A 20711-nucleotide genomic window follows, 5' to 3' on the forward strand; every position below is an offset into this window, starting at 1 on the left:
AGGGCTAGGTACGGACCAAGGGATGGCACACGACACCGAGGTTCTCGTGCTCGGGGGCGGCTCGACCGGCTGTGGCATCGCCAGGGATCTGGCGATGCGCGGCCTCGAGGTCACGCTCGTCGAGCGAGGCAATCTGACCGACGGGACGACGGGCCGGATGCACGGCCTGCTACACAGCGGGGGACGATACGCGGTCTCGGACCAGGCCAGTGCGGTCGAGTGTATCGAGGAAAACGAGATCCTCCGGGACATCGCCGGCCACTGCGTCGAGATGACCGGCGGACTGTTCGTTCAACGGCCCGAGGACCCCGACGACTACTTCCGGGAGAAGCTCGAGGGCTGCCGGGAATGTAATATTCCGGCGCGGGTGCTCTCCGGGCGGGAGGCCCGCGAGGTCGAGCCCTACCTCGCGAAAGACGTCAAACGCGCCGTTCAGGTGCCCGACGGCGCGATCGATCCGTTCCGGCTCTGCGTCGCGAACGCGATCGACGCCGAGAACTACGGCGCCCGCGTCGAGACCCACGCCGAGGTGATCGACCTGCTCCGTGAGGGCGACGACATCTACGGCGTCGAAGTACGCCACGACTCCGGGCCCGGCAAGCGCACGCACAAGTCACCCGGGACGACCGAGGAGATCACCGCCGAGTACGTCGTCAACGCCACCGGCGCCTGGGCCGGCCAGATCGGCGCGATGGCCGACTTGGACGTCGAGGTCCGCCCCTCGAAGGGCGTGATGACGATCATGAACGTCCGGCAGGTCGACACCGTGATCAACCGCTGCCGGCCGAAGGGCGACGCCGACATCGTCGTCCCCCACGAGACGACCGCGATTCTGGGCACGACGGACGAGGAGGTCTCCGACCCCGACGACTACCCCGAGGAGCGCTGGGAGGTCGACATGATGATCGACACCCTCTCGGAGCTCGTTCCGATCCTGAAAGAGGCCCGCACGATCCGCTCGTTCTGGGGCGTCCGACCGCTGTACGAGCCCCCGGGCCGGGGCACGAAGGACCCGACCGACATCACCCGCGACTTCTTCCTGCTCGATCACGAGGAGCGGGACGGCGTCTCGGGCATGTCCAGTATCGTCGGCGGGAAGTTCACCACCTACCGGGCGATGGCCGAAGAAATTTCGAACCACGTCTGCGATCAGCTCGGCGTTCGCGCTTCCTGTGCGACCGCCGAGGAGGCCCTGCCCGGCAGCGAGAACCTCGCCGTCCTCGAGGAGGGGATGGACGACTTCGGGCTGCGCTCGCCGATCGCCCGCCGGAGCAAGCAACGGTTGGGAAGCCGTTCGGCCGAGGTCCTCGAGACCGACGAGCCGAACCCCGTCGTCTGCCAGTGCGAGGGCGTCACGCGGGCCGAAGTGCAGGACGCGATCTCGCAGTCCGGTTCGGACCTCAACGCGGTCCGCATCCGCACCCGCGCGTCGATGGGCAACTGTCAGGGCGGCTTCTGCTGTGCGAATATGGCCAACGAGCTCCACCCCGAGTACGACGAGGAGACGACTCGAGAGGCGCTCGACGAGCTGTTCCAGGAGCGCTGGAAGGGCGAGCGCCACGCCCTCTGGGGCGAGCAGCTCTCCCAGGCGATGCTCAACTACGCCCTGCACGCGACGACGATGAACCGGGACAACGATCCCGCGAGCCGCACGGAGGACGTCGACTACGGCGCGTTCGACTCGGGCGACTCGAGCGCGCGGACCCCCTCACGGCAGCGATCCGGGGGTGACTGAGATGGCGATCAGCGACGACGTCCTCGTGATCGGCGGGGGGATCGCCGGCGCGACGGCGGCCCTCGCCGCGGCCGAGGAGGGCGCCGACGTCCGACTGGTCACCCACAAGCAGAGCACCCTCCGGAACGCGAGCGGGCTGATCGACGTGCTGGGCTACACCCACGAGGGCGAGGGCCCGATCGTCGACCCGTTCGAGCGGCTCGAGGAACTCCCCGAGAGCCACCCCTACCGACGGGTCGGCACCGAGGCGGTCCGGGAGGCGCTTTCCTTTTTCGACGAGATCGCCGGCGACGCCTACGCCGGCGGTCACACCGACGCCAACGCCCTCGTCCCGACCCACGGCGGAACGGCCAAGCCGACGGCGCGATACCCGGTCTCGACGGCCGACGGACTCGCGAGCGACCCGCGGGACACGCTGCTGGTCGGCTTCGAGACGCTGACCGACTTCGACGCGCCGCTGGCGGCCTCCCACCTCGAGGCCGCGGGCCCGCCGTTCTCGGCCCGCGGGGTCACCCTGCAGTTCCCCGGCATCGTCCGGGACGACGCGAAACTCACGCGGTACGCCCACCTGCTCGACCACGAGGAGCCCGTCCGGACGAACGCCGGCGAGCTGTCGGCCCGCGAGGCGCTCGCTGCGATCGTCGAACCCCACCTCGAGGGCGAGTCCCGCGTCGGCTTCCCCGCCCTGTTGGGCGACGAGTTCGCCGACGAGGTGCGGGCGGACCTCGCGGACTCGCTGGGTGCCGACGTCTTCGAGGTGCCGATGGGCCCGCCGAGTTTGCCGGGCATGCGCCTCGAGGATCTGCTGTACGAGGCCCTCGAGAACGCCGGGGTGCGCGTGACCTCGGGCGTGCCCGTGGTCGGCTACGAAACGGACGAATCAGGGACGATCGACCACGTGCTGGTCGACCGCCACGGCCAGGAGATTCCCCACGAGGCGAGCCAGTACGTCCTCGCGACGGGCGGGCTCGTCGGCAAGGGGGTCCGCAGCGAGCGCGAGCGCGTGTTCGAGCCGATCTTCGACTGTTACGTTCCCCACGCCGACGACCGCTACGACTGGTTCGTCGACGACGTCTTCGGCGAGCAGCCCTACGCCCAGTTCGGCGTCGTTTCGGACCGCGAGCTGCGCCCCCTCGACGTCGACGAGGAGCCCGAGTTCGCGAACCTGCGGGCGGCGGGGGCGGTGCTGGGCGGGTACGACTACGCGGCCGAGAAGTCGGGCGCCGGAGTCTCGCTCGCGACGGGATACGTCGCGGGCGGGCAGGCTGGAACGGAGGCGAGCGAATGACGGCGACCGCAGCGACGAGTACAGTGACGACAGCCGGCTCGAGCGACTCGAGCCACGCGAACGATGCGAACGACCGAGCGCGATCTACCCAGGTGATTCGATGAGTGACGCAGAACGGCCGATGGACGATCACGTACCGGGCGAGGAAGAGGGATTCGAGCCGATCGAGGTGTTCCCCGAGGCCGAGGAGATGGACCTCCGGCCGGGCGCCGACAACTGTTACAAGTGCTCGACCTGCGACACGAACTGTCCCGTCGCCGAGGTCGACGACGAGTTCCCCGGACCGAAGTTCCAGGGGCCCGAGCAGTGGCGGCTCAAGCGCCAGGAGGACCAGGACATCGACGACTCGGTGATGAAGTGTTCGAACTGCATGCGCTGTGACAGCGCCTGCCCCTCCGAGGTACCGCTCTCCCAGATGCACAACACGGCACGGGCCGAGTACGTCGAGGAGAACATGAGCAAGCTCTCCCGGGAGTACTGGCGCAATCGGATGCTCTCGAACTACCGGAAGCTGGCGCCGATCGCCGCGACCTTCCCCCGGACCACCAACTTCGTGATGGGGCTGTCGGTCACCCAGTGGATGGGCGAGAAGGTGATCGGGATCGCTGGCGACCGGGAGTTCCCCGAGTTCGCGACCCAGACGTTCCGCGGCTGGTGGACCGAACGCGGCGGCAACGACACCTCGCGGGAGCGAGCACGGGAGGCCCGAGCGGAGCGCGGCGAGGACCTCGAGAACCCCCACAAGCGGATCGCGTACTTCCACGGCTGCTACTCGAACTACAACACCCCGGAGGTCGCGAAGGCGCTCGTCCGCGTCTACGAGCACCTCGGCTACGAGGTCATGGTGCCCGAGCAGGCCTGTTCCGGAACGCCGATGTTCGCCAACGGGATGCTCGAGGACGCCCGCCGGGCCGCCGAGACCAACGTTCGGGAACTGGCCGACGCGATCGAGAACGGCGCCGACATCGTCGCCTCCTGTAGCTCGTGTTCGATGTCGATCCGCCAGGAGTACCCCGAGCTGTTCGACTTCGAGGGCACCGAGGACGTCGCCGCGAACACCTGGGACGCCGTCGAGTACCTGCGGGTCCACGAGGACCTGAAAGGGGAACTCGAGGGCACCGCCGTCGACGCGGAGTTCGCGTACCACGCGCCCTGTCACGCCCGCAACCAGGGACTGGACGGCCAGACCGTCGAGGTGCTGAGCGCGATCGACGGGATCGACGTCGAGGACGTCGGCGACTCCTGTTCGGGCATCTCCGGCACGTACGGCTGGAAGGAGGAGAACTACGAAACCTCCATGAAGATCGGCGAGGAGATGTTCGAGCACATGGAGGACGCGGAAGCGACGACCGGACTCACGGAGTGTCCGACCTGCTCGATGCAGATGGGCCACGGCACCGGCTACGAGATCACCCACACCCTCGAGGTCCTCGAGGCCGCGCTCGTCGACTGATGAACCTCGAGGAGCGTATCGCCAGGCGACGATCCGCGCACCGAACGAACGGGATCGTCGTCAACCGCACCCACCTCAGTCCGGCCGTCCACCGCGCGGAACCCGTCGGGCGAGGTCCCGTGCTCGAGCAGCTGCTCGACGCGCTCGAGCCGGTGTTCGACGACGAGTTGCCCGAGCCGGCAGCGGTCGTCGGCCCGGCGGGAGCCGGCACGTCCGCGATCGTGACGGCGCTGCTCGGCGCGCTGAACGAGCGGTTCGGCGAGCCGACCCGAACGATCGGAACGACGACCCGGGCCGGCAGCTCCGGGACGGTGACGTGGTTCGTCTACGTCGACGCCCGGCGGGTCGGCAGCGCCTTCGCGTTCTACCGAAGCGTGCTCTCGATGATCTCTCCGGACGCGGTTCCCGAGAGCGGCGTCGGCACCGACGACCTGCGGGAGCGGCTCTGTGCCCGTCTCTCGCGGCCCGATCGGCGAGCCGTCGTCGCGGTCGATCACCACGACGAGCCGGAGACCCTCTCCTACAATCGGATCCGCGAACTCGTCGAGCCCGCGAGCGAGAGCGTCGCGACGCTCGCCGTCGGTCAGGACGAACCCGAGGGCTGGCGCGGGACGACGGTGACGGTGCCGGCCTACCGCCACCACGAACTCGTCGACGTCGTCACCGATCGAACGTCGACGGGACTGACGGCTGGCGCGCTCGACCACGAGACCGTCCGCGAGATCGCGGTCTGGGCCGACGGCAACGCACACGACGCGCTCGCGGTGCTGTTCGGCGCCGCGGTGCTGGCCGGCGAGGACGAGGCGGATCGGATCGAGCAGTCACACCTCGAGCGGGCGATGGAGAACGTTCCCGACGCCGGGGTCCACGTCGATCGAGCGCTCTCGCTCTCGGAGACTCGCCAGCGGGTCCTGTGTGACCTGATCGCCGTCGACGCGACCGACCGGCCCATTCGAGAGGTCGCGACCGAAATCGCGGCTCGATCGGGGCTGACCGCCGGGACGGTCAAGCGGTTCCTGTACGAACTCGCCGATCGGGGCGTCATCGAGCGAGTGCCGCTCCCGACGAACGGCAGCGGTCGTCGCCCCAGTACGGTCGTCCCCCGATTCCCGACGATCGCGTTCCGAGCGCTGGCCGCGACGGAGGGCGACTCGTCGTGAGCCGAGCCAGGTAGCGAGCGTCGTCGCAGCGGAGCGTGACGGCGAGTCGGTCGCGAAGCGGGCTTTTGCTACTCGAGCGGAAAGAAGTGAGAGTCAGCCCGCGAGCCCGGCTACAGTCGGGGCGAGCGAGCCAGCGGTGTCGTCGACGTCCTCGCCGTCGTCGGCATCGGTGTCGTCGTCCTCGTTAGCGGTGTCGTCCGCGTCGTCGGCGTCGTTCTCGGCATCGTCCGTCTCGTCGTCAGCTGCGGCACCGTCCGCCGCGTCCTCGAGGTCCGTCTCCTCGAGGTCGACTTCGACGGTTTCGCCCTCGACGACCGCGCTCTCGGGAACCTCGAGGTCGCCCTGCTGGGGCGTCTCGCCCGCGACGGTCACGGTGTAGTCGTCGACGGCCTCGACGTCGCTTTCGGTGTAGCCGTCGTCGACGTCGAGTTCGTCGTCGGTCGCGTACGGCACCGTCAGCTCGAACTCGCCGTTCTCGTCGACCTCGGCTTCCTGCTCGTAGGTGAAGGTGCCGCGGTCGACCCCGGAGTCGAGCTCGAGTTCAGCGGTCACCGCCGTCCCCTCGTCGGCGTCGGCGGTGCCAGCGATCGTCGCGCCCGCGACGCGCTCGTAAGTTTTGACCCCTGCCGTCTCGAGCTCGTCGATGTACTCGACGTCGACCTCGGGGCTCCCCTCGAACTGTGACAGCTGGAGCTCGGTCTGCTGGTCGAGGGGCTGGTTGAACGCGACCTGGTGCTGGCCGGTCTCGTCGGTGAGCACCTGATCGGTTTCGGGATCGATCAGCGCGTAGCTGACGAAGCCGGCCGTGCGCCGATCGTTCTCGTGGACGAGCCGGTAGTGGTCCATCCCCGCGGCGTCGTCGAAGTAGAGGTCGGCGACCATCGTGTCCTCGTAGGGGACCTCGAGGCGTTCGTCGACCTCGTCGCGATCGATCGCCTCACCGGGCTCGACGTCGGGCGTGACGTAGTAGGGGTAGTCCGGCCCCGACCAGGCGGTCATCGCGCTGAACTTCCCGCCGGCCATCTGGTCGTCGATCATCACGTACCGCATCTGTTCGTCGGCGTCGTCATCGACCGCCGTCTCGAGTTCCTCGAGCGGTCGGACGTCGTCGTCACCGTCGAGCGGGTCCTCGCCGGCCGCCAGCGCCTCGAGGATCAGTTCGGCCTCCCGTTCGGACTCGGCGGTGAGATACGCCGAGGCGGTATCGGCGTTCTGCTGGAACGGGTTCGAGTGGGGAATCCGCTCGCCCTGGGTCGTGATCAGGTGGCCGTAGTCCCACCAGGACATCACGCCGTAGGCGCCCGCGGGGTAGTCGAAATCGCCGCCGTCGGGGTAGTCGTAGCTGCCGTAGTACTCGAGTTCGTCGGCGTTTCCGGCCCCGCCGTAGTTACCGGGTTCGGGCGTGTTCGACTCGAGCCAGTGGGTCGACTCCTCCCAGACCATCGCGTCGGGGTGTGGCCCCGTCGCTTCGCCGCGATCGATCGCCGTGTCGCCGTCGGCGGCGACGACCGGGAGCAGCGGCGCGAACAGCAACAGGACGACCACGAACAGGATGATGATTTGGTAGGTCTCGATCCCCTCGAGCGACCGCGCGCCCCGCTGGAGATTCAGATCGAACAGCCGCAGAATATCGGCGACGAAGACGGCGTTGACGACGGCGACCGCGAGCACGAGGTAGTACGCAAAGCGGATCTGGGTCGCGGACATGCTGAGCAGGAACAGCGACCAGACGAGGATCAGCGTGTACTCCGCGCGGTACTCGCGACCGAACAGCGGTCGGACGGCCAGCAGGACGAGTCCCGCGAGCATCGTGTAGAAGGCGGTGCCGAACTCGCTGAAGGCGTGGGCGGTAAAGTCGTCGGGCGGCTGGGCCTCCTGGATCGTCAGCGTCCCCGCGTCGGGATCGAGCGGGATCAGCCGGCCCGTGAGGTTGCCAACGAGGGTGTCGTAGAACTCCGGCAGGACCAGCCACATGACCGCGAACGCGCCGACGATCAGCGCAGCGATCGCGCCCGGGTAGAGGCGGCGATCGATCCCGCGGGCGTTCCACTGGCGGGCGAACCAGGCCATGAACAGACAGCCGACGGCGACCAGCGCCGCGGTGCCCGGCTGGAGGTAGCCGAAGCTCGTGACGCTCGTGCCGGGCTCCTCGAGCAAGAGGGCCGTCGCAATTGCGGTCACGCCTAGCGAGACGGCGCCGACGAACGCGACGTGATCGGGGGAGATCCCCCGGACGTAGTCGAGACAGAGCTGCACCGCGAAGAAGACGCCGAAGATCCCGATCAGGACGACGCCGGGGGGCCAGACCCAGATGTACAGCGCGAGCGCGACGCCCGCGAGGACGCTGTAGATCGCCGGCTCCCGGAGCGGAGCCCAGTTACGGTCGGCGACGAGTTCGTATATCGGCTGCTCGCGCTCGGCGACCCGCAGCGCGACGGTCATCGCGAGGACGGCGACCGCCATGAACAGCACCTCGGCGACGTGGTGTTGAAGCTGTCCCGCGGTGGTGCGAACGAGGAACTGCCCGGGTGCGAGTGCGAGCAAGACGACCGCGACGAGTCCGCCGACGGTCCCGCCCAGCCGTCGGCCCAGATAGAAGACGGGGATCGCGACCAGCGCCGCCATCGCCGGCACCGCGAGCAGGGAGACGGTGTAGAGCGTGCTCGAGGAGGGATCCCCGAGCCCGACGATCATCGCGGCGGTGACGATCAGCTGGTCGAACAGGGTCCCGAACTGGCCGACGTAGTTGCCGGTCGGAAAGCCCGTCCAGACTTCGTACGGCATCGTCCGGGGGTAGTTCTCGGCGGTCCACTGGATCGTCCGCCAGTGGTACCAGGAGTCGACGCCCGCGAGCGCGGGGGTGCCGTCCTCGGTGAGAAAGGCCTCGTACGACTGCGTCCTGACCCAGAACATAAACAGCATCACGGCCCCGACGACGGGGACGTGGTACCACTCCGCCCACGAGCCGAGCGCGGACGATTCCGTCCGCTCCTCGGCGCGTTCGGTCTCCGTACTCATTAGGTGCCACGAGAGGTAAGTACTGAATAAGCTTTCCCATACTGATCAGATTATTTTACAGTCATCTGCTATGGATTGTTTCCGCAAAATCCGGTGGGTCGGACGACAAAGTTTATTTCTCCTTCATCGAAACGGATCCTCCGATGAAGGTCTCGGCCGTCGTCTGTACGTACGCGATGGAGCGCTACGACGTCTTCTCGGAGTGCGTCGACAGCGTGCTCGCACAGACGTACGACCCCCTCGAGGTCGTCGTCGTCGTCGACGGCAACGAGGCCGTCTTCGAGCGCGTCCGCGAGGAGTACGGCGACCGGGAGGAGGTCGTCCTCCGCTGCAACGACGAGAACCGGGGAATCTCCTACAGCCGGACGCGGGGCGCCGAGATCGCGAGCGGCGAGGTCGTCGCCTTTATTGACGACGACGCGGTCGCCGAACCCGACTGGATCGCGGAGTTGGCTCGCGTCTACGAGGAGACCGACGCGATCGCCGTCGGGGGTCACGCGAAACCCGACTGGGTGACCGAGAAGCCCGACTTCTTCCCCGAAGAGTTCTACTGGCTCGTCGGCTGCGACGAGCGCGGGATGGGCGAGCACATGGCGGAGCTGCGCAACACCTACGGCTCGAACATCTCCTTTCGCCGGAGCGTCTTCCTCTCGGTCGGCGGCTACGACGAGAACACCGGTCGAAAGGGCGACCGCCACATCCAGGCCCACGAGGCCCCGGTCTGTATCCGGATGGCCAACCGGTACGGCAAGGGCGTGATCTACAACACCGACGCCGTCGTCCACCACAAACTGTTCGAGTACCGCGGCGACTTCCGGTGGCTCGTCTTCCGCTCGTTCTGGCAGGGGTACTCCAAGCGGATCATGGACCTCCTGTTGCCCGAGGCCGCGGGCGACAAGAACGAGTACCTGAAGCAACTGCTGCTCGAGTTCGTCCCCTCGCGACTTCGGGACCTCGTGCGTGAGCCCTCGAGCGCGGAGATCAAACAGCTGGTCGCGATCTTCGTCTTCACCGCAGCCGTCGGCTTCGGCTATCTCTACGGGCTCGTGCAGTCCGACGACGCGCTTGTTCGGGAGAATGCCGACGGAACGTCGGCCGCCTAAGGGCTGTTCGGAACGGATCGATGCTCCTCATCGGTCAAGCACACGTTCACTGGCTATCCAGAGGTTTTGATACGGATTGCTGTACCGATTTACCGGCGCAACCGCCGCACGGGTCGCGGTTGCGCCGGTACTGATTTACAGTAAACCGTATGAAGGGAGTGGTTCGGTCTACTCAACAACTTCCCTATGAATTTCGTTGAGCGTTTCTTCAAGTGCCTGCTGACGCCGTTCAAGTGTGGCTACCCGTTCATCGACGATGGGAGTGGATTCGGATGTGTCAGTATCTGTAGGGCCAGTAGACTGCCGAACTGATTTCAAGGGTATGGAGGCCGGATACTGGGTTGTTCTCCCTTGGCCGTCCGATTGTAAGTCCGTCCTGACCATTTGCTTCCAGGCGTCAAGCCAGAGTTCGTAGGCGTGTGAATAGTGTTCCAGCGCGTCAGTATTTGTTTTTACGCCGTTGAAGAACGCTTCTTGTGCTTCGATATATGTACTGTTGATTTCGTGATACTGCTCAAAAACTGCAACGAAGGCATTCCATCCTAAAGTGGGCCCTTCCTGAGAGGTCGTCATTTCGGATAGGACGTCAACGAAGCCCGTTATAATAGTTACATGTGTAACAAACCCAGAGTGTGTTTTATATAGCCACTCTGAATGATATTTTTAAGCGCCAGGTATTACAGTATGGACCTAAAAGAGGAACGAAGAGGATTCTGGAGCACAACACGACTGCTCTACTAAAATACCAACATATAATTATATAAGGTCCACTAATATCATAAATAATATATTTCGTTTGTGTTTTCTTTCTGTTTGGAGTGTATTATATTATATATATATAGTTCTAATGTTACTTTATTCATTATATACCATAGCTTGTTGATACAACGAAACCGTGTTGCTATCTACTGGTCGCGAACTTATACGGGTTGTGCGAACAAACAACGGAGTTCACCAACGATTACGAACTCCACTCACGGGATTTCGCCTACGGCGTCCGATAGATCGTCCTCGTCGTGCCAGTCGAGAACACGGTCTCCAACCGCCTCCTCGAGAGACGCTAAGTGAGACGCAGCCATTCCGTTGTCGTACTTCTCGCGCGTTCGCTCCTCGCTCTCGTAGCTCCGCTTGAGCAACCAGAGAATGTCCCTGACGTGCATCTGATGGTGGTATAGGTAGCCCAGTTCCCACACATGTCCGCCATCGAAGTCCTCGAGAACTCCGACGATATGGGACGCCATCGCCGAAAGAATATCGAAGGCCGGTGCCCATAATTCGATCTCGTCGCTAGTGAAGCCGAAGTCCTCGAGACGGAACGCCGAGGCCGCTCTGCGAGCGTCCAACTGCCGACAGACCCGCAACCGTCGCGTTCCAGGTCCCTCCTCGCCACCGCGTCCGACGATCAAATACCTTCGCTCGGTTCGCTTGATTGCATCGAACTGGGCACTCCCGTGCAACTTCGCTTTTAATTGTGCGTGCTGGTGTGGAGTGAGCTGGAGCCGTTCCTCATCGACGATCTCGTTTGGGTCGATACCGCCGATGTACTCCGACTCGTCAGCGTCCGAATCACCCGTCATATCGGCTCATAGACGATTTCGCAACCAGTATGTGTATAGGTTGTGGAACCAGTTTCGGAAATGGTTGAGGTAACGGTTGAGTCTACTGACCAAGTGTTTATGTTCGATAGGCGCGTACTTGTTCCATATGCGCCCGGACGCGACGCAGCCCGGTGGTGCTAGTGGGCCGGAGCGAGAGCCCGATGAATTCAACACGTGGCTAGCCCTGCAGAAAGCCACCGACGAGCAACGTGCGAATCTGCTCGCCGATATCGTCGGACATCCCGAGGAAGCCCCGAGTGTGAAGGAACTCGACTACATGAACCCACCGCTGGAGGAAGACGCGATCCGCCGTCATCTCCGTATCCTGCAGGCTGCCGGCGTGCTCGAGGAGTTGGTCGTCGAACCCGGCGAACGCGTCCGCGGTTACCCGTACAAGTTTTATACGCTCACCGACGACGCCCGTGACCTGTTCGACCGAAACGACCTGTTTCCGAGGGAGGCGTGGCAGCGACAGTACGATCGGGTACGGAAAACGACCGAGATTCGAGAGATCGAGGCGATGCCGCGTCCGGGCGACGACTGATCGTTCGTTTTACCGACAGCGAGCTTGTTCGTTCCCCTGATCCAGTCGACGTACCCCTGCAGGCGGTCGGCCGATCGCAGCGCCTCGATCGTGTCGTACGCGTCGCGGAGTTCTTCGTTCGTGAACAGGGCGTGAATCTGTTCGTGACAGGGACGACAGAGCATCACCGTCGGGCTCGTGGCTCGCTCCTCCGGCCGGAGGTGGTGTTTCTGGACGACCTGGGGATCGTCGATCCGCTCGTCGGGGACGACCCGTCGACAGAGCGCACACGTCGTCGGCATCGACCTGGATAGGGGTTCGTCGAGCAAAACGTCTCGGGTCGCCCCCTCCGGGTTCCGCTCGAGCAGTTTCGGTGGCTCTCTCGAGTCTCTACCCCCTCGAGCCGATCTCGCGCCGACTTCGGAACGCTTGAGGCGACCCGTTAGAAACACCGACCGTGACACGCGCCAGACTGTTCGCCTCTCTCTGCGGACTCGTCTTTCTGGTGAATCTCGCCAGAATCGTCTTCGCGCCGCTTTTGGACGTCTTCATCGCCGAGTTCGGGATCGGCGAGGCGACCGCCGGCCTCATCGTGACCCTCGCCTGGGTCGGCAGCGCCTCGCCGCGGCTCCCGACCGGGTGGATCCTCACGAAGGTGCCTCGCCACTACGTCGTCCTCGTGTCGGGGCTCGTCCTCGCGGGCTCCTCTGGACTGGCCGCGACCGCGACGACGGTCGAACACCTCATGGTCGGAGCCTTCCTCATGGGGATCGCCTCCGGGATCTACTTCGTCTCGGCGAACCCGCTGTTGAGCGAGCTCTACCCGAACCGCATCGGGCGGATCATCGGCATCCACGGCGCGGCCAGTCAGATCGCCGCGGTGATCGCCGCCCCGTTCGTCGCGCTTACGCTGCTGGTCGACTGGCGGCTCTCGCTGTGGGCGATCGCGGTCGGCGCGGCGGCGATCACGGGCTACACGTGGGTCGCGGCGAGAAACGCCGAGCTGCCGACCGCGGGGGACGCCGACCGCGACTTCGTCGCCGGCGCGCTCTCGGAGTGGAAGCTGATCGTGACCGCGCTGGCGATCGTCGGCGCGGCGTCGTTCGTCTGGCAGGGGCTGTTCAACTTCTACGAGCTGTACATGCAGTCGAAGGGGCTCTCGGACTGGGCGGCGGGGATGATGCTGACGATCATCTTCGCCGCCGGGGTCCCCGCCTTCTTCTTCGGCGGCGACCTGGCCGACAGGTTCCCCCACGTCCCGTACCTGCTGGGGATCGTCGGCGCGTTCTCCGCAAGTGTCCTCGTGCTGACGCAGGTGGAGGGGCTGATCGGACTGATCGTCCTCTCGACGGTGGTCGGCTTCATCATCCACGCCCTCTTTCCCGCGATCGACACGTACCTCCTCGATACGCTACCGGACTCGACGCGGGGCAGCGCCTACGCCGTGTTCAGCTCGACGTGGATGCTGATGCAGGCACTGGGCTCGTCCGCCGTCGGCTCGCTCGTCGAAGGCGGGTACGCCTACGACACCGTGTTCGCGAGCGCCGCGGTCGTACTCGGCGGGACGGTCGTCGTCCTCGTGCTCGTCGAGCGAACGGGCCGGCTGCCGGGGTAAGTTCCCCTACTCCGCGAGCGAGGGAATCGATCCGGTCGGCTTCCTTTCTCGTTTCCCGGCGAGGTACTCGTGATAGTACCCAACCCCGCGAACGCCCGTCAGCGCGGTTTCGAGCGCGCCGAAGAGGAGGCGGTCTCGCGTCTCGATGTCGGGATCGGGCTGTTTGACGCCGGAAGGACGGGGCGGGACCCCGGGCGTCCCGTACCGATTCGGATGGTAGCGCTGGAGCTGACAGAGCCCCCGCCCGACGCGGAGGTCCTTCCGGACGAGCGCGCGGATCGAGTCCCGGACCGGGTGGGTCATCGTGACGTCGGGCGCGAAGTGCAGGTCGTACCCCGCCCGGTCGACCCGGTTGCCGAACTCCTTGTCGCCCCCGGAAGTCAGTCGGTGATCGAAGAGACCGACGTCGGCGAAGACCTCGCGACGGACGAGTAAACAACACGTCGGCGCGAAGCGCTGGCGCTCGAGGTAGTGGCCGACCGGAAACCCGGAGTGGTGGTCGTAGCGGGCCGCGAGCGAGGGGGCGTCGGGGAGTTCGAGTTCGACGCTGCAGCCCATATAGTCGGCCTCCGCGGCCCGGAAAGCGGCGAGGGCGTCCTCGAGCCACCCCTCGGGGACGGTCATATCGGCGTCGACGAACGCGAGAACGTCGCCGTCGCTGTGTCGCACGCCGGCGTTGCGGGCGGCGTAGGAGGACTGGATCCCGTCCTCGCACAGGACGGTTCCCTCGAGCCGATCCGCGACGTAGCGCTCGGCGAGTTCGTACGTGCCGTCGGTCGAGCCGTTGTCGACGACCGTGTGCTCCCAGTCGACGCTCGTGGAGAGTTCCGCCAGCGAGTCGACCGTCTCGCGGAGCCCCGGGAAGTCGTTGTAGACGGGCGTGATGATCGAGACGGTCGTCATCGGGTTCGTTTAGCGGTACGAGTCCCCGAGCAAAAGGACTTTGATTTCGGCGGCGAGAGGGAGGACAACGGAATGCCCGCGGTCAGCATCGTCATCCCGACGTACAACCGCGCCTCGGTCGTCGGTCGAGCGATCGACAGCGCGCTCGCACAGACGCACGGCGACCTCGAGGTGATCGTGGTCGACGACGGCTCGACCGACGGGACCGGCGCGGTCCTCGATTCGTACGACGACGACCGGCTGATCGTCCTCGAGACCGGGACGAACGGCGGGGCGAACGCGGCCCGGAACCGCGGGATCGAACGCGCGAGCGGCGAGTTCGTCTCCTTTCTGGACTCCGACGACGAACTGGCGCCGACCCACGTCGAGCGGGTCCTCGAGACCTTCCGGAATGGTTCCGATCGGGTCCGCGGCGTCTGCACCTCCTACCGGAAGCGCCGGGACGGGGCGGTCTACGATGTAATCCGGGCACAGGAACGGGTCACGCTCGCGGACCTCGGGCGGGGCAACCCCGTCGGGAGCTTCTCGGCGACGACGTTTCCCGCGTCGGCGTTCGACGACGTCGGCCTCCTCGACGAGGAACTGCCGGCCGTCCAGGACTACGAGTTCTACCTGCGCCTGCTGGCGGCCGACGAGGGCGCCGAGATCAGGGGCGTCTCCGAGGTGCTCCTGGATCGCCACACCGACGGCGAGCGGATCGGGACCGACCCCGAACGGAAGCTCGAGGGCTACCGACGGGTGCTCGAGCGCCACGGCGAGCACGTCGGCCGCCGGCGGCGGGCCGAGTTCGCGGTCAACGTCGCGATCGTCTACGCCGAAAACGGGCGACGGGAGCGGGCGGCCGCCTATCTCGGGCACGCGCTGGCGATCGATCCCCGACCCGTCCGGTACGCCGTCTATTACTGGGCCGCGAGCGTCAGCTGCAGTGCGCTGCTGGCCGTCCTCGAGGCGAAGAGCCGGCTCGCGGTGTTCGCAAACCGACTCGAGAGTTAGCGAGAGCGTTGCTCGCCTGGAAAGAGCAGTTTCCGATGGCGAACCGTAATCAGCACGGGCACCGCCTCGAGGTCGAGTAGCTTCGCGATCGCCAGCCGGTGGCGGCCGTTCTCGTGCCACCGGAGTTCGCCGTTCCGACCGAGGTAGACGATGATCTCGTTCAGCGGGTGGCCGCCGAGTTCGCGCTGAGTTCTGTACCCTTCCGTCGCGATCGTCTCGTAGAGGTCGTCGAAGCGCTCGAGCTTGTGCAGTAGTTTCCGCTCGCTCCAGTCCGAGTCGGGCGACCGGCGGTGACGGTCGACGAACGCCGTCTCGGTCCAGGGGACGCCCTCGAGGAAGTGCTCCTCGAAGAGCCGGGACTCCGAGAGCGCGGTGAACGGAACCGTCGGTCGATCCCACTCGCCGCCGCGAACGGCGCCGATTCCGTCTCGTCCCTGGGCCGGTACGTTCGGTCGTTCGAAGTGCGAATCGTCGGTCTCGTCGGGGACCAGCTCGCCGACGACGTACTCGATCTCGGCGGGGTCGACCCACGTCAGCGCCAGCGGATCGGCGTCGACGTGTCGGTTCCGAAACTCGAGGTCGCGGGTTCGGACGGCTCCGTACGCCGCGGAGCCCTCGAGTCGCCATCGCAGATAGGAGATCGTCTCCTCGGCGACGGCTCGAACGCCGTCCCGCCGCCAGGTTTCTTTCACTCTCTCGAGGAGGTAGGACATAGCCGAGGGGTTCCGAACAGCGGTAGTTAATCGTGCCGGCTCGGCGCGTGTCGGTTACCGCCGGGGGACCGGGACGTCGTCGTCCTCGGAATCGTCCGTCCGCGACGCCTCGCGATCCGGACGGTCCGTCGGTTCGGTCTTCGACTCCCGCCAGTCCTCGGGGACGACGTCCAGGAGATCAGGGTGCTCGAGATGGGACGCGGCCCGCTCGCTCAGCTCCGCGGGGCTCGAGGCCGCTCGGATCTCGTCCCTGACCGCCTGCCAGTCGGCGTGTCTGACCCGGACCGTGACCGGAATCTCCTCGAGGTCGAGCAGCTTCGCGATCGCCAGCCGGTGGAAGCCGGTCCCCTTCTTGACCAGTTCGCCGTCGCGGTAGACGTTGACCCCGATCTCCTGGACGACCGGATGGACCGCATCGGTGTTCTCCTCGCGGGGGTCGGCGTCGTCGCTGGCCAGCAGCTCCCGCTGGGAGCGGTACCCCTCCTCGGCGACCGTCTCGTAGAGCGCGTCGATCCGTTCGAAGTAGGCCTCGAGCTCCGCCTCGGTCGTACACCGCCAGTACGGATCGCCGGCCTCGAGTCGGTCGCGGTACTCGGCGTAGAGTTCGGTCTCCTCCCAGTCGGCCCCCTCGAGGAAACGGGCCTCGAGCGACCGGTAGACCGTCGTCTCCTCGAATCGGCCCTCCGCCTCGTCCCAGTCACCGTCGATGACGTGGCCGAGCCGCCAGGGATCGTCGCTGCCGTGGTAGTACTCGATCCCGTCGGGATCGACCCGGATCGGCCGAGCCGGGTTCGCGTCGCTGACGTGGGGGAGGAGCCGACTCCGAACGGCGAACGCCAGGGTGACCGCCCTCGCGGGGAGCCGCTGGACGAGTTCGCGCCGCCAGACGGTCGTCGTCCAGACGAACCGTATCGACCGCCACAGCAGGGACGGAACGCCGTCTTCGCGGAGTATTCGCCGGGATCTGTGTACGAGACTCACTCTACCGATTCCCTCACGTAGCGGTGACTGTGCTCCCATGTTAAATCACTGGATCCAACGTGAACGCTGTCCTCTCTCTCTCTCTCACGATTTCGAGCTGAGCCGGACGGCGGCCGTCGACGACGGTCGGTTGCGCCCGTTCTTCGGGAACGGTGGACATCTTTGCGCGCCGGGAAAAATACGCACAAACTATTTGGTAACTCACGGTGACTGTTCGAACATGCAAGCAGTCGTGCTGGCCGCCGGCGAGGGAACCCGCCTCAGACCGCTCACCGAGGACAAGCCCAAGGCCCTGGTCGAAGTCGACGGGAAACCGCTCGTCGAGGACGTCTTCGACAACCTGCTCGAGATCGGCGTCACCGAACTCGTCGTCGTCGTCGGCTACCAGAAAGAGCAGATCATCGAACGGTACGGCGACGCCTACGAGGGCGTCCCGATCACCTACGCTCACCAGCGCGAACAGCTCGGGCTCGCCCACGCGATCCTGCAGGCCGAGCCCCACGTCGACGACGACTTCGTGCTCATGCTCGGCGACAACGTCTTCCGGGGCAACCTCGGGGACGTGATCAAGCGCCAGCACGAGGAGCGTGCCGACGCGGCCTTCCTCGTCGAGGAGGTACCCTACGAGGAGGCCTCCCGGTACGGCGTGCTCGACACCAACGAGTACGGCGAGATCGTCGAGGTCGTCGAGAAACCCGACGAGCCGCCGTCGAACCTCGTGATGACCGGCTTCTACACGTTCACGCCCGCGATCTTCCACGCCTGCCACCTCGTCCAGCCCTCCGATCGCGGGGAGTACGAACTGCCCGACGCGATCGATCTCCTCATCCAGTCGGGGCGGACGATCGACGCGATCCGGATGGACGGCTGGCGGATCGACGTCGGCTACCCGGAGGACCGGGAAGAGGCCGAACGGCGCGTGCAGGAAGCCGAGGCACCGATCCCGGAGTAGCCGTCGACCGTTCGTACTCGAGCGGTTCGCCGGCCGGTTCGTACTCGAACGGTTCGCCGGCTGATTCGTACTCGAGGAGACACCGACGAGAGCGATGGCTATCGCTCGTAGACGGGACGGACCAGCGGATTCGGACGACGGTCGGAACGCGAACGGGATCGGTTCGGGGACGGACACCCCCACACCGGATTTCAGATGAAATCGATCGGAGGCGGGGAGGGGGAAGGGTGGTGACGCCTCCGGCTCGAGATCCGGTGAGGAGATCCGAGAGGGATGGAGAGCGGGTTATAGGTGATTTGCAAGGTACTAAGACCGTCTTCGCTGATGGAGTTTTCGACCAATATTATATATTTTACTCTAGTGGTAATCTAGTAGTAGTAGTGTAGTGAGATGATCCAGAATCAGCCGGCCTACGATAGGACTCCGAAACTGAACGGGAACTCTTTCTCGTCGTTTATATACAGCGTCGTTGGATCGGAAGCCGAACCGCGACCGACGGGCTCGAAGGGGTTGTCCCGCCGTCGTCGCGAGAGGTTCACGACCCGGTTTCGTTCTCTGAACCCACACCGGATTTCAGATGATATCGATGAGTTGGTGGCTGTACCGTCCGTAAACGGCAATCCGAAAACGAACGGGATACTCACGGATCGCGGTCGTCCCCCGGCGATTCACCGCTCATCGAACCGTCGACCGATCGTCACAGCCCCTCCCCCACCACCCCTTTCCTCGCGGCATTTCATCTGAAATCCGGTGTGGGTGGGGGCGATCGGCCGGGATCGGTCCCGGTTTCGCACGGTTTCATCTGAAATCCGGTGTGGGTGGGGGTTGTACCGGCTCCGTTCTCCCCGCGGATTCATCTGAAATCCGGTGTGTGACTCGCGACCAGTGTGCGGGCGGCTTCGGCTCCGACACGAACTCGACTCGAGCGACCCCCCGTTCGCGGAGGGAAAGAGCTAAGGAAAATTCATCTGAAAGACGGTGTATGCCTTTGCACGCGGAGGGGACGGGGACGCTCGGCGAGTACGCCGCCGAGCACGGCGCGGTCGCCCACTCTCGCTCCAAGTCTCGCGACGATCCGCTCTCGGTTCTGGACGAAGAGGATCGGATCTTCGCGAACGAGGATCTGCTGCGGATCGACCACGTCCCCGACCAGAACAAGATCGTCGGTCGGAACAACCAGATCGAGACCGTCGCCCGACGGCTCAAGCCGACGATCACCGGCGGAACGGGCAAGGGGACGCTCCTGCTCGGGAAGTCGGGCTCCGGAAAGACCCTCGTCACGAGGTACGTCAGCCGCGAGGTCGTCGGCCGCGGCCTCGAGAACGACGTCCGGATCGGTCGGGCGGTGATCGACTGCGCCCAGCGTCGCTCGGAGGTCCAGACCGTCATCCACCTCGCGAAGAGCCTGAACGAGCCCGAGAAAACGGGGATCACGATCCCCCACTCCGGAATCGCGACGGGGGCGTACTACGACCGGCTCTGGTCGGTCATCGACGAACTGTACGACGCGATCATCGTCGTCTTAGACGAGATCGACCGGCTCGCGCCGCCCGACGACGTCGAGAACGTCCCGCCCGAGGAGGCCGACGACAGCAAACTCCTCATGCAGCTGTCGCGGGCGGGCGAGGAGAACGACGTCGACGCGAGCATCACCGTCATCGGGATCAGCAACGACCTGAAGTACGGCGACCGACTCGACACCCGCGTCGAGAGCTCCTTCTCGCCCGACGAGATCGTCTTCCCAGCCTACGACGCCAACCAGCTCGGCGACATCCTCGAGCGCCGGCGCGACGCCTACCGCGAGGACGTGCTCACGGACGACGTCATCCCGCTGTGTTCGGCGTTTTCGGCCCAGGAACACGGCGATGCGCGCCGGGCGATCGACCTCTTTCGGCTCGCCGGCGAGGTCGCCAGGGACAACGACGCCGCCCAGGTCACGGAGAGTCACGTCCGAGTCGCCAACGACGACGCCGAAGTGACCCGCATCCAGGATCTCATCCGGGGCTGTCCCACGCAGGCGAAGATCGCGATCGCGGCGCTGGCGACGATGGACGAGTTCTCCGAGCGCTCGGCGTTCAAGGCCACCGAGATGTACCGCGTCTACCGGGCGTTCGCCGAGGCGATCGACGCGAACGTCCTCGGCAAGAAGCGCATCACCGACCAGCTCCGGGAGTACGAGACGCTGAAGATCATCAACATGACCCGCACGAGCGACGGCTACCGCGAGGGGACCTACCTTCAGCTCTCCCTGCTCGACGACTCGAGTCTCCTGCTCCAGACGATCGGGCTCGACGAGCGCTGTGCGAACATCCCGATCGACGGGCGGATGCGCCAGCACATCGTCTCGATCGTCGGATCGTAGCGTCGACACACTATTTTGCCCACTAAATGGCCAATATATTTTTGCTTCCAGAAATGAAACTCACGACCGATGGAGCATGACGGGGCCCGCGCGGAGACGCTCGAGCGAGAGGCGTTCCTGTCGATGAGCGAGCGCACGCGCGATATTTCGGCCGACGAGGTCTGTATCCTTATTCCGACGCTGAACGAGGCGGCGACGGTCGGCGACGTGATCGACGGCTTTCGCGAACAGGGGTACTCGAACGTCGTCGTCGTCGACGGCGACTCCGACGACGACACCCGGACAATCGCCCGCGAGCGTGGCGCGCAGGTGTT

General features: G+C 65.5%; 17 protein-coding genes and 1 pseudogene. 11 read left to right on the forward strand and 7 right to left on the reverse strand.

The features are described from left to right. Positions 1 to 22: 22 nt before the first annotated feature. From glpA to ACNA7R_RS00580, 4 genes are all read left to right on the forward strand, one after another. Positions 23 to 1735: an anaerobic glycerol-3-phosphate dehydrogenase subunit GlpA gene (glpA, locus tag ACNA7R_RS00565; RefSeq protein ID WP_416281575.1), complete on the forward strand. Its 1713-nt coding sequence runs from the start codon at positions 23 to 25 to the stop codon at positions 1733 to 1735. A gap of 1 nt (position 1736) precedes the next feature. Further along, on the forward strand, positions 1737 to 3023 hold the full coding sequence (gene glpB / locus ACNA7R_RS00570; RefSeq protein ID WP_416281576.1) for a glycerol-3-phosphate dehydrogenase subunit GlpB: 1287 nt from the start codon (positions 1737 to 1739) through the stop codon (positions 3021 to 3023). Between the two features lie 100 nt (positions 3024 to 3123). Beyond that, positions 3124 to 4476 carry an anaerobic glycerol-3-phosphate dehydrogenase subunit C gene (locus tag ACNA7R_RS00575; RefSeq protein ID WP_416281577.1) on the forward strand — a complete coding sequence of 451 codons (1353 nt, stop codon included), beginning with the start codon at positions 3124 to 3126 and terminating at the stop codon, positions 4474 to 4476. Beyond that, positions 4476 to 5636: a Cdc6/Cdc18 family protein gene (locus ACNA7R_RS00580; protein ID WP_416281578.1), complete on the forward strand. Its 1161-nt coding sequence runs from the start codon at positions 4476 to 4478 to the stop codon at positions 5634 to 5636. The genes ACNA7R_RS00575 and ACNA7R_RS00580 overlap by 1 nt, the downstream gene beginning before the upstream one ends. Positions 5637 to 5729: 93 nt before the next feature. On the opposite strand, the gene ACNA7R_RS00585 is transcribed toward ACNA7R_RS00580, so the two are convergent. Next, positions 5730 to 8654, reverse strand: a complete 2925-nt coding sequence (locus ACNA7R_RS00585) for an oligosaccharyl transferase, archaeosortase A system-associated (RefSeq protein ID WP_416281580.1) — start codon at positions 8652 to 8654, stop codon at positions 5730 to 5732. Between the two features lie 143 nt (positions 8655 to 8797). Here ACNA7R_RS00585 and aglG point away from each other — a divergent pair, with 143 nt between their 5' ends. Beyond that, a complete protein-coding gene (aglG, locus tag ACNA7R_RS00590) occupies positions 8798 to 9757 on the forward strand; it encodes a glucosyl-dolichyl phosphate glucuronosyltransferase (RefSeq protein ID WP_416281581.1) in 960 nt (319 codons plus the stop codon). Between the two features lie 168 nt (positions 9758 to 9925). On the opposite strand, the gene ACNA7R_RS00595 is transcribed toward aglG, so the two are convergent. Then, positions 9926 to 10330 carry a hypothetical protein gene (locus ACNA7R_RS00595; RefSeq protein WP_416281582.1) on the reverse strand — a complete coding sequence of 135 codons (405 nt, stop codon included), beginning with the start codon at positions 10328 to 10330 and terminating at the stop codon, positions 9926 to 9928. A 401-nt stretch (positions 10331 to 10731) separates the two neighbouring features. Beyond that, on the reverse strand, positions 10732 to 11334 hold the full coding sequence (locus tag ACNA7R_RS00600; protein WP_416281583.1) for an aminopeptidase: 603 nt from the start codon (positions 11332 to 11334) through the stop codon (positions 10732 to 10734). Between the two features lie 127 nt (positions 11335 to 11461). Here ACNA7R_RS00600 and ACNA7R_RS00605 point away from each other — a divergent pair, with 127 nt between their 5' ends. After that, positions 11462 to 11899: an ArsR family transcriptional regulator gene (locus ACNA7R_RS00605; protein WP_416281584.1), complete on the forward strand. Its 438-nt coding sequence runs from the start codon at positions 11462 to 11464 to the stop codon at positions 11897 to 11899. 14 nt (positions 11900 to 11913) lie between these two features. Here ACNA7R_RS00605 and ACNA7R_RS00610 read toward each other — a convergent pair. Then, positions 11914 to 12180, reverse strand: a pseudogene (locus ACNA7R_RS00610) (hypothetical protein); the annotation flags it as partial. A 155-nt stretch (positions 12181 to 12335) separates the two neighbouring features. Here ACNA7R_RS00610 and ACNA7R_RS00615 point away from each other — a divergent pair. Continuing rightward, complete coding sequence (locus ACNA7R_RS00615) at positions 12336 to 13493, forward strand: MFS transporter (protein ID WP_416281585.1); 1158 nt, start codon at positions 12336 to 12338, stop codon at positions 13491 to 13493. 6 nt (positions 13494 to 13499) lie between these two features. On the opposite strand, the gene ACNA7R_RS00620 is transcribed toward ACNA7R_RS00615, so the two are convergent. Beyond that, the gene (locus tag ACNA7R_RS00620; RefSeq protein WP_416281586.1) at positions 13500 to 14396 is read right to left on the reverse strand and encodes a glycosyltransferase; all 897 of its coding nucleotides are present in this window, start codon (positions 14394 to 14396) and stop codon (positions 13500 to 13502) included. A 72-nt stretch (positions 14397 to 14468) separates the two neighbouring features. Here ACNA7R_RS00620 and ACNA7R_RS00625 point away from each other — a divergent pair, with 72 nt between their 5' ends. Beyond that, positions 14469 to 15389, forward strand: coding sequence for a glycosyltransferase family 2 protein (locus tag ACNA7R_RS00625; RefSeq protein WP_416281587.1), 921 nt, complete (start codon positions 14469 to 14471; stop codon positions 15387 to 15389). Here the strand turns inward: ACNA7R_RS00625 and ACNA7R_RS00630 are convergent. Together ACNA7R_RS00630 and ACNA7R_RS00635 are read right to left on the reverse strand one after the other, a co-directional pair. Next, the gene (locus tag ACNA7R_RS00630) at positions 15386 to 16102 is read right to left on the reverse strand and encodes a hypothetical protein (protein ID WP_416281588.1); all 717 of its coding nucleotides are present in this window, start codon (positions 16100 to 16102) and stop codon (positions 15386 to 15388) included. The two genes, ACNA7R_RS00625 and ACNA7R_RS00630, sit on opposite strands and share 4 nt — an antisense overlap. 54 nt (positions 16103 to 16156) lie before the next feature. Then, entirely contained in the window at positions 16157 to 17083 is a 927-nt protein-coding gene (locus tag ACNA7R_RS00635) for a hypothetical protein (protein WP_416281589.1), read from the reverse strand. A 220-nt stretch (positions 17084 to 17303) separates the two neighbouring features. On the opposite strand from ACNA7R_RS00635, the gene aglF reads away from it, so the two are divergent. The 3 genes from aglF to ACNA7R_RS00650 form a co-directional block, all read left to right on the forward strand. Continuing rightward, a complete protein-coding gene (aglF, locus tag ACNA7R_RS00640; RefSeq protein ID WP_416281590.1) occupies positions 17304 to 18035 on the forward strand; it encodes a UTP--glucose-1-phosphate uridylyltransferase AglF in 732 nt (243 codons plus the stop codon). Between the two features lie 982 nt (positions 18036 to 19017). Next, positions 19018 to 20397, forward strand: coding sequence for an AAA family ATPase (locus ACNA7R_RS00645; protein WP_416281591.1), 1380 nt, complete (start codon positions 19018 to 19020; stop codon positions 20395 to 20397). A gap of 69 nt (positions 20398 to 20466) precedes the next feature. Then, a partial coding sequence (locus ACNA7R_RS00650; protein WP_416281592.1) for a glycosyltransferase occupies positions 20467 to 20711 on the forward strand: 245 nt, incomplete at its 3' end.

It is taken from the genome of Natronococcus sp. (assembly GCF_047921035.1).
In the GTDB taxonomy this organism is placed as follows: domain Archaea; phylum Halobacteriota; class Halobacteria; order Halobacteriales; family Natrialbaceae; genus Natronococcus.

Bases quoted from the DNA above. Each gene is read 5' to 3' on its own strand.
- glpA (WP_416281575.1), top strand. From the start codon at position 23: ATGGCACACGACACCGAGGTTCTCGTGCTCGGGGGCGGCTCGACCGGC.
- glpB (WP_416281576.1), top strand. From the start codon at position 1,737: ATGGCGATCAGCGACGACGTCCTCGTGATCGGCGGGGGGATCGCCGGC.
- ACNA7R_RS00575 (WP_416281577.1), top strand. From the start codon at position 3,124: ATGAGTGACGCAGAACGGCCGATGGACGATCACGTACCGGGCGAGGAA.
- ACNA7R_RS00580 (WP_416281578.1), top strand. From the start codon at position 4,476: ATGAACCTCGAGGAGCGTATCGCCAGGCGACGATCCGCGCACCGAACG.
- ACNA7R_RS00585 (WP_416281580.1), bottom strand. From the start codon at position 8,654: ATGAGTACGGAGACCGAACGCGCCGAGGAGCGGACGGAATCGTCCGCG.
- aglG (WP_416281581.1), top strand. From the start codon at position 8,798: ATGAAGGTCTCGGCCGTCGTCTGTACGTACGCGATGGAGCGCTACGAC.
- ACNA7R_RS00595 (WP_416281582.1), bottom strand. From the start codon at position 10,330: ATGACGACCTCTCAGGAAGGGCCCACTTTAGGATGGAATGCCTTCGTT.
- ACNA7R_RS00600 (WP_416281583.1), bottom strand. From the start codon at position 11,334: ATGACGGGTGATTCGGACGCTGACGAGTCGGAGTACATCGGCGGTATC.
- ACNA7R_RS00605 (WP_416281584.1), top strand. From the start codon at position 11,462: ATGCGCCCGGACGCGACGCAGCCCGGTGGTGCTAGTGGGCCGGAGCGA.
- ACNA7R_RS00620 (WP_416281586.1), bottom strand. From the start codon at position 14,396: ATGACGACCGTCTCGATCATCACGCCCGTCTACAACGACTTCCCGGGG.
- ACNA7R_RS00625 (WP_416281587.1), top strand. From the start codon at position 14,469: ATGCCCGCGGTCAGCATCGTCATCCCGACGTACAACCGCGCCTCGGTC.
- ACNA7R_RS00630 (WP_416281588.1), bottom strand. From the start codon at position 16,102: ATGTCCTACCTCCTCGAGAGAGTGAAAGAAACCTGGCGGCGGGACGGC.
- aglF (WP_416281590.1), top strand. From the start codon at position 17,304: ATGCAAGCAGTCGTGCTGGCCGCCGGCGAGGGAACCCGCCTCAGACCG.
- ACNA7R_RS00645 (WP_416281591.1), top strand. From the start codon at position 19,018: ATGCCTTTGCACGCGGAGGGGACGGGGACGCTCGGCGAGTACGCCGCC.